Origin of the sequence: Actinomadura roseirufa (genome assembly GCF_900659635.1) — a bacterium.
Classification (GTDB): domain Bacteria; phylum Actinomycetota; class Actinomycetes; order Streptosporangiales; family Streptosporangiaceae; genus Spirillospora; species Spirillospora roseirufa.
In genome coordinates, this window is sequence record NZ_CAACVB010000038.1 from 40,253 (window position 1) to 47,182 (window position 6,930).

General features: G+C 73.9%; 7 protein-coding genes. 6 read left to right on the forward strand and 1 reads right to left on the reverse strand.

The genetic code is table 11. The annotated features are described in order from the left end of the window. Positions 1-44 precede the first annotated feature (44 nt). The 5 genes from E1291_RS11545 to E1291_RS11565 all read left to right on the forward strand — a co-directional run bounded on the left by E1291_RS11545 (position 45) and on the right by E1291_RS11565 (position 4,259). Positions 45-2,108, forward strand: a complete 2,064-nt coding sequence (locus E1291_RS11545) for an ATP-dependent DNA helicase UvrD2 (RefSeq protein WP_131737754.1) — start codon at positions 45-47, stop codon at positions 2,106-2,108. Positions 2,109-2,187: 79 nt separating this feature from the next. Further along, positions 2,188-3,066 carry an acyl-CoA thioesterase II gene (tesB, locus tag E1291_RS11550; protein ID WP_131737755.1) on the forward strand — a complete coding sequence of 293 codons (879 nt, stop codon included), beginning with the start codon at positions 2,188-2,190 and terminating at the stop codon, positions 3,064-3,066. A 147-nt stretch (positions 3,067-3,213) separates the two neighbouring features. Continuing rightward, the gene (locus E1291_RS11555) at positions 3,214-3,567 is read left to right on the forward strand and encodes a hypothetical protein (RefSeq protein WP_131737756.1); all 354 of its coding nucleotides are present in this window, start codon (positions 3,214-3,216) and stop codon (positions 3,565-3,567) included. A 118-nt stretch (positions 3,568-3,685) separates the two neighbouring features. Further along, positions 3,686-3,964, forward strand: coding sequence for a WhiB family transcriptional regulator (locus E1291_RS11560; protein WP_131737757.1), 279 nt, complete (start codon positions 3,686-3,688; stop codon positions 3,962-3,964). Between the two features lie 97 nt (positions 3,965-4,061). Then, positions 4,062-4,259: a hypothetical protein gene (locus tag E1291_RS11565; protein WP_131737758.1), complete on the forward strand. Its 198-nt coding sequence runs from the start codon at positions 4,062-4,064 to the stop codon at positions 4,257-4,259. Between the two features lie 169 nt (positions 4,260-4,428). Here E1291_RS11565 and E1291_RS11570 read toward each other — a convergent pair whose 3' ends face one another. Beyond that, a complete protein-coding gene (locus E1291_RS11570) occupies positions 4,429-5,760 on the reverse strand; it encodes an ABC1 kinase family protein (protein ID WP_131737759.1) in 1,332 nt (443 codons plus the stop codon). A gap of 165 nt (positions 5,761-5,925) precedes the next feature. On the opposite strand from E1291_RS11570, the gene E1291_RS11575 reads away from it, so the two are divergent. After that, positions 5,926-6,786 (forward strand): enoyl-CoA hydratase/isomerase family protein, encoded by an 861-nt coding sequence (locus E1291_RS11575; protein WP_165495073.1) that lies wholly within the window; start codon positions 5,926-5,928, stop codon positions 6,784-6,786. Positions 6,787-6,930: the final 144 nt, after the last annotated feature.

Sequence of the window (6,930 nt, forward strand, 5' to 3'; positions counted from 1 at the left end):
CGGGCCCGGCCGGACGCGCCGCCTCCTGCTGCAAGGATGGGGGGATGATGGCTGAGGCGGTGCTGGAGGGGCTCGACCCCGACCAGCGGGCGGTCGCGGAGGCGGTGCGCGGCCCGGTATGCGTGCTGGCCGGAGCCGGTACGGGCAAGACGCGCGCCATCACCCACCGCATCGCCTACGCGGCGCTGTCGGGGGTCGTCGCGCCGCAGCGCGTCCTGGCCGTGACCTTCACCACACGCGCCGCGGGAGAGCTGCGGGCCCGGCTGCGCCAGCTCGGCGTCCCCGGCGTCCAGGCCCGCACGTTCCACGCGGCGGCGCTGCGCCAGCTGACCTACTTCTGGCCGCGCGTCATCGGCGGCGAACCCCCGAAGATCATCGAGTCGAAGATCGGCCTGGTCGCGGACGCGGCGCGCGCGTGCCGGCTCTCCCTCGGCCGGACCGAGCTGCGCGACGTCGCGAGCGAGATCGAGTGGTCGAAGGTCACCCAGCGCCGGCCCGAGGACTACGCCGCCGCGATCGCGACCTCGGGCCGCCGGCCGCCCGCCGACATCGTCGACGTCGCCCGCGTCTACGCGATGTACGAGCAGCTGCGGCGCGAGCGGAACCTGCTCGACTTCGAGGGGATGCTGGAGCTGACGGCGGCCGTGCTCACCGAGCACCGCGAGGTCGCGGGCCAGGTCCGGGAGCAGTACCGGCACTTCGTCGTCGACGAGTTCCAGGACGTCAACCCGCTCCAGAAGCTGCTGCTCGACACCTGGCTCGGCGACCGCGACGACCTGTGCGTGGTCGGCGACCCGAACCAGACCATCTACTCCTTCACCGGCGCGAGCGCGTCCCACCTGCTGGACTTCACCCGCGACCACCCCGGCGCGACGGTCGTCGAGCTGGTCCGCGACTACCGCTCCACGCCGCAGGTCGTGCGGCTGGCCAACGGCGTCATCGGGCAGGCGAAGGGCGGCCACCCGCTCCACCTCGTCGCGCAGCGCCCGGACGGCCCCGAGCCGGTGTTCACCCAGTACGACGACGAGGTCGCCGAGGCCGACGACACCGCGCGGCGCGCCCGCAAGCTGATCGACGAGGGCGTCCCCGCCCGCGAGATCGCGATCCTGTACCGGATCAACGCCCAGTCCGAGGCGTACGAGGCGGCGCTCGCGGCGGCGGGCGTCCCCTACGTCCTGCGCGGCGCCGAGCGGTTCTTCGAGCGGCCCGAGGTGCGCGAGGCCGTGGTGCGGCTGCGCGGCGCCGCGCGCGCCGGCGCCGACGCCGAGACCGACGGCACCGGGCTGATCCTGACCGTCCGGCACGTCCTGTCCGGCGCGGGGTTCTCCGACCGGCCGCCGGAGGGCGCCGGCGCGGCCCGCGCCCGCTGGGAGTCGCTCGCCGCGCTGGCCCAGCTCGCCGAGGACATGGCGGCCGACGACCCGCGCGCCGGGCTGCCGGAGTTCGTCGCCGAGCTGGAGGAGCGCGCCGCGGCCCAGCACGCGCCGCCGCTGGAGGGCGTCACGCTCGCGTCGCTGCACGCCGCCAAGGGACTGGAATGGGACGCGGTGTTCCTCGCCGGCCTCACCGACGGCATGCTGCCGATCGTCTACGCCGAGACGCCCGCGCAGTTGGAGGAGGAGCGCAGGCTCCTGTACGTGGGCATCACCCGCGCGCGGGTCCACCTGGGACTGTCGTGGTCGCTGTCGCGCTCGCCAGGCGATTCGCGCAGGCGCCGCCCGTCCCGCTTCCTGGACGGCCTCACCGGCGGGGCCGCGACGCCCGCCCCGCCCCGCGCCGAGCGGACGCGGCGGCGCGCCGCGAAGGGACCCCAGCCGTGCCGGGTGTGCGGCCGTCCGCTGACCGCCGCCGTCGAACGCAAGCTGGGCCGCTGCGAGGACTGCCCGTCGGAGCTGAACGAGGACCTGCTCGTCGCGCTCAAGGAATGGCGCGCCAAGGTGTCGGAGGAGCAGCGGATCCCCGCCTACGTCGTGTTCACCGACGCGACGCTCCAGGCCATCGCCGAGCACGCCCCCGGGTCGCTGGAAGAACTGGCCCGCATCCCCGGCGTCGGCAAGGTCAAGCTCGACCGCTACGGCGAGACCGTCCTCGGCCTCTGCGGCGCGTGACCGTCCCGTTCCGCCCCTCGGCTGCCTTCCGCCCGGGTGAGACACCGATCACAGGGGACGATAGGGAAGACTGGCCGCTGTGAAGGAGTCTCTGAAGTCACTGCTGGACCTGCTGGACCTGGAGCAGATCGAGAACAACATCTTCCGCGGGCGCAGCCCCGACGACCGCCAGCAGCGGGTCTTCGGCGGCCAGGTCGCCGGCCAGGCGCTCGTCGCCGCCGGCCGCACCGTCCCGGTGAACCGGCCCGTGCACTCCCTGCACGCCTACTTCATCCGGCCCGGCGACCCGCTCGTCCCGCTCGTCTACACCGTCGAGCGGGTCCGGGACGGGCGGTCCTTCACGACCCGCCGGGTGAAGGCCGTCCAGCACGGTCAGACGATCTTCACGCTGTCCGCGTCCTTCCAGATCACCGAGGACGGTCCCGCCCACCAGGCGGACATGCCGGACGCGCCGGAGCCGGAGACCCTGCCGACGTTCCTGGAGCGCCTCACCCCGCTGTTCGGCGAGGCCCGCGCCCGCGAGTTCGCCGAGAGCCGCCCCTTCGACATCCGGCACGCGACGCCGCTGACCTGGGAGGCGGCCAAGGACCCCTCGCTCGCCACGCCGGTGTCGGCGGTCTGGCTCAAGGTCGACGGCGACCTGCCCGACGACCCGCTCCTGCACGTGTGCCTCATGACGTACGCGTCGGACATGACGCTGCTCGACACCGTCCTGCTCAACCACGGCCTCGCCTGGGGCGACAACCGGACGATGGGCGCCAGCCTCGACCACGCCATGTGGTTCCACCGGCCCTTCCGCGCCGACGACTGGCTCCTGTACCACCAGGACACGCCCTTCGCGGGCGGAGCGCGCGGCCTCGCCCGCGGCCAGGTGTTCACCCGGTCGGGCGAGCTGGTGGTCTCGGTGATGCAGGAGGGCCTGGTCCGCGTCACCGGAGGTTCCTCCTCCCAGAGGTGAACCCGGCCGCAAACCCGCAGGTCAAAAATACCTTGATTGATTTGCCGTAGTCCCCGTACGCTCGTTGCGAGCAATCAACCGGCCCGCCGCGCGGATCTCGATCCGCCGGCAGTGGCCCGAGAAGCCAGAGAGGTGGTGTGCAGTCCGGTGAACAACACGTTGATCAAATCAGCGCCGTCCTGGGCCCCCGCACGCCTCGGCTTCTGTGACGCCCTCGCGCGCGTGTCCGCGCGGGCGGATGTCTCCAGCGCGTTGAGCGGCGAGCCGTATGCGGCGTGGCGTCCGTCCACCGATGACGGCGGCGCGTTCGGCGTGCGACTGCGCGGCCTGCGTGATCTGCGCGGCAGGCGCTCCGAGCAGCGAGTCCAGGACGAGCGGGGACGGACCGTCATCGAACACCTTCTCGATGGCAGTGACGTCCAGGCTCCGGCCACGGCCCACAAGGGCGCCACCCCCATGGGTGACGCGTCGGGTCCGTACCCCTGGAGGCGACCGGTCTAGCAAGCACCGGCAAGCCCCCAGGCCGCGGATCCGAACCGGATCCGCGGCCTTCTTGTTTGTCCAGACAACTCACCGACACACCCGTTGAGATCCAACGAGAGGAACAAGGGTGACTGTGATGCAGGGGGCTCTCGCAGTGAGCGAGGAGGACCTCACGCTTCCGTGCCGGACCGACCCGGAGCTCTTCTTCGCCGAGGCGCCCGCCGACGTCGAGCTGGCCAAGGCCCTGTGCCTGGAGTGCCCGCTCCGCAAGGAGTGCCTCGCCGGCGCGCTCGAGCGCAAGGAGCCCTGGGGCGTCTGGGGCGGCGAGCTCTTCGTCCGCGGTGTGATCGTCGCGCGCAAGCGGCCGCGTGGCCGTCCGCGCAAGCACCCGCTGCCGGACGAAGCGGCCGTGTGAGGACCTGATGCCGTCAACGCCGATACTCGGCCGGGAGAACCCCGGAGGCGCGACCCCCGCACGGGGGCCGCGCCTCCGGGCGGCCAGGGAGAACGAGATGACCTTGCTCAGCCAGGACCTGTCCCGGGAGCGAATACCCGGCGCCGTGCCCGATGAGCTCGTCCTGCGCGTGCGCGCCCTGCGGCGCGCCCGCCGGGACGCCCGAACCCGGGCGTTCCGCGTCCGCCGCGTGCTGCTCGCGCCCACCGTGAGCGCCGAGCAGTACTCGCAGGCGGCGGACGGCCACCGATCCTGAGGAGACCACCACCGGCCCGTCCGGTCGCAGGCCGCCCGCCCTTCTTGGATGGTTTGGCGGGCGCGCCTCCCGGGCGGGCGCCCCGGCCGGTCCGGCGGCCCACTCGCCGAACCGGCCGCACGAAGCGGGGCCTCGCGCGCCTCATCAGCGCGCGGGGCCCCGCTGTGGTTCAGCCGCCGACCAGCTCGCCGTCCTCGTCGTCGGCGAAGCCGGGAACCCACCGCAGCGACTCGGCGCGGGCGGGGATCTCGCATTCGAGCTGGCAGAGCACGCCGGTGCCCGCCGACAGCACCCGGTGGATGATCACGTATTCGGGCGGCAGGTTCAGCTGCCGGACGACGTTGGTCGGGCGCAGGTCGGTGACCCGCGCCGCCATGTCGCGCAGCCACGCGCGGCGGAAGGCGAACGTCTCGGTGACGAACGGCTCGGTGATCGGCGCCAGGAACGCCCGCAGCGACTCGGCGTCGACCTCGACGCCCGCGCGGATGAAGTCCTCCCGGCGGAGGGCCTCCTCGACCTCGCCGATGTCGGCCATCGTGCCGATGCGCAGCAGCAGCCCGAGCCGCTTCTGGAAGCCGCCCGGGATGCGGTCCACGGCGCCGAAGTCCAGGACGCCGAGCCGCCCGTCGTCCAGCAGCCGGAAGTTGCCGGGGTGCGGGTCGCCGTGCAGCATCCCCGACCGCCTGGGACCCGACAGCAGGAAACGGCAGTACAGCAGCGCGACGTGGTCGCGGGTCTCCTGGTCGCCCTCGGCGATGATCCGCGACAGCGGCGTGCCGTCCATCCACTCGCTGACCAGCACGTTCCCGGCCTGCGCGACCACCTCGGGGACGGCGAAGTCGGGGTCGCCGGCGTAGGCGTCCCGGAAGGCCGTCTGCGACCGCGCCTCGATCGAGTAGTCCAGCTCCTCGGCCACCCGCTCCTTCACCTCGGCGAGCATCGCCCTGACGTCCAGGCCCGGCATCAGCACCCCGAACAGCCGGCCGAGCCGGGCCAGCTGGTTGAAGTCGCCGATCAGCGCCTTGCCCGCGCCCGGGTACTGCACCTTCACCGCCACGGCCCGGCCGTCGTGCCACACGGCCCGGTGCACCTGGCCGATCGACGCGGCGGCGGCGGGCCGGTCGTCGAAGGAGACGAAGGAGTCGCGCCAGCCGTCGCCGAGGGCCTCGGCCAGCACCTTGTGGACGGTCGAGGCCGGCAGCGGGGGAGCGGCCTCCTGCAGCTTGGTCAGCGTGGCGCGGTACGGGCCGGCGATCTCCGCGGGCAGCGCCGCCTCGAAGATCGAAAGCATCTGGCCGAGCTTCATGGCCCCGCCCTTGAGCTCGCCCAGCACCGTGAACAGCTGCTCGGCGGTGCGCGTCTGGATCTCCATCGCGACGGCCTCGGCCGGCCTGCCGATGGTCCGCTTCCCCAGCCCGAGCGCGGCGCGCCCCGCGAAGCCGAGGGGAAGGGACGCCAGCTTGGCTGACCGCGTCACCGCGCGGCGGGGGAGATCGCTCACGCCGACCATTGTCCGTGATCGCCTCTCGTTCGCGCCACAACGAGCCGGACCCAAATCCGGTCCGGCCGAAACCGGGAGGCCGCCGACCTGGGAAGACGAGGTAAGTGTGCGCTTTCTCACGGGCCGCCCCAGCCCGTGCCCGGCCCGCCCGGTACCGTGCGGGCCATGCCCGAAGATCACGCCGATTCACCGTCCGGGAACACGCCCGGAAGCACTCGTGCCGAGCCGACCGCGGACCGGGCCGAGGTGTTGCTGGTCGACCGCCGTCCCGGCGGGATCGCCGTCCTCACGCTGAACGACCCGGCCCGGCGCAACGCGATGGGCGAGGAGATGACCGCCGCCTACCAGGCCGCCATCGACGGCCTCCGCGCCGACGGCGACCTGCGGTGCGTCGTGCTGACCGGGGCGGGCGGCGCCTTCACCTCCGGCGGGGAGCTGTCCTGGCTCGCCGACGCGAACGCCGTCGCCGTCCCCGCGCTGCGCGACCGGATGCTCCGCTTCTACCGGACGTGGCTGTCGATCCGCACGCTCGAAGTGCCCACGATCGCCGCCGTGAACGGCCACGCCGTCGGCGCCGGGCTCTGCCTCGCGCTGGCCTGCGACCTGCGCTACGCCGCCGCCGACGCCCGGCTGCTGGCCCCCTTCACCGCGCTCGGCCTGCACCCCGGCATGGCCGCGACCTGGCTGCTGCCCGAGGTCGCCGGGCTGCCGCTGGCCCGTGAGCTGCTGCTCACCGGCCGCGTCCTCACCGGCGCCGAGGCCGCGGCGCACGGACTGGTGAACGCCGCCGTCCCGCGCGAGCGCGTCCTGGACGAGGCGCTCGCCGTCGCGGAGCGGGTCGCCGCGCAGGCGCCCGTCGCCACCCGGCTCACCAAGGTCGCGCTGGCGGGCGGCGGCCATCCCGACATGGAGTCGGCGCTGCGGTGGGAGTCCCTCGCCCAGCCCGTGACGATGGCGACGAGCGACATGGCCGAGGGGCTCGCCGCTCAGCGGGAAAAGCGCGCGCCCCGTTTCACCGGCGAGTGACGGCGCTCACGCGGGGTGTTTCTCCGCGGGGGTGAGCCGGACGGCGCCCGGCGGTTCCGCGCCTGTCCACGCCGGGGCCGGCGGGGCGGCCGCCCGGTCACGGCGGACGGCCCGGTGCCGGGCCAGCCGCGCGGCGGCGAGCGA

Excerpts from the sequence above, each read along its gene's own strand:
- E1291_RS11560 (WP_131737757.1), top strand. The coding sequence starts at position 3,686 with ATGCAGGGGGCTCTCGCAGTGAGCGAGGAGGACCTCACGCTTCCGTGC.
- E1291_RS11545 (WP_131737754.1), top strand. The coding sequence starts at position 45 with ATGATGGCTGAGGCGGTGCTGGAGGGGCTCGACCCCGACCAGCGGGCG.
- E1291_RS11565 (WP_131737758.1), top strand. The coding sequence starts at position 4,062 with ATGACCTTGCTCAGCCAGGACCTGTCCCGGGAGCGAATACCCGGCGCC.
- E1291_RS11575 (WP_165495073.1), top strand. The coding sequence starts at position 5,926 with ATGCCCGAAGATCACGCCGATTCACCGTCCGGGAACACGCCCGGAAGC.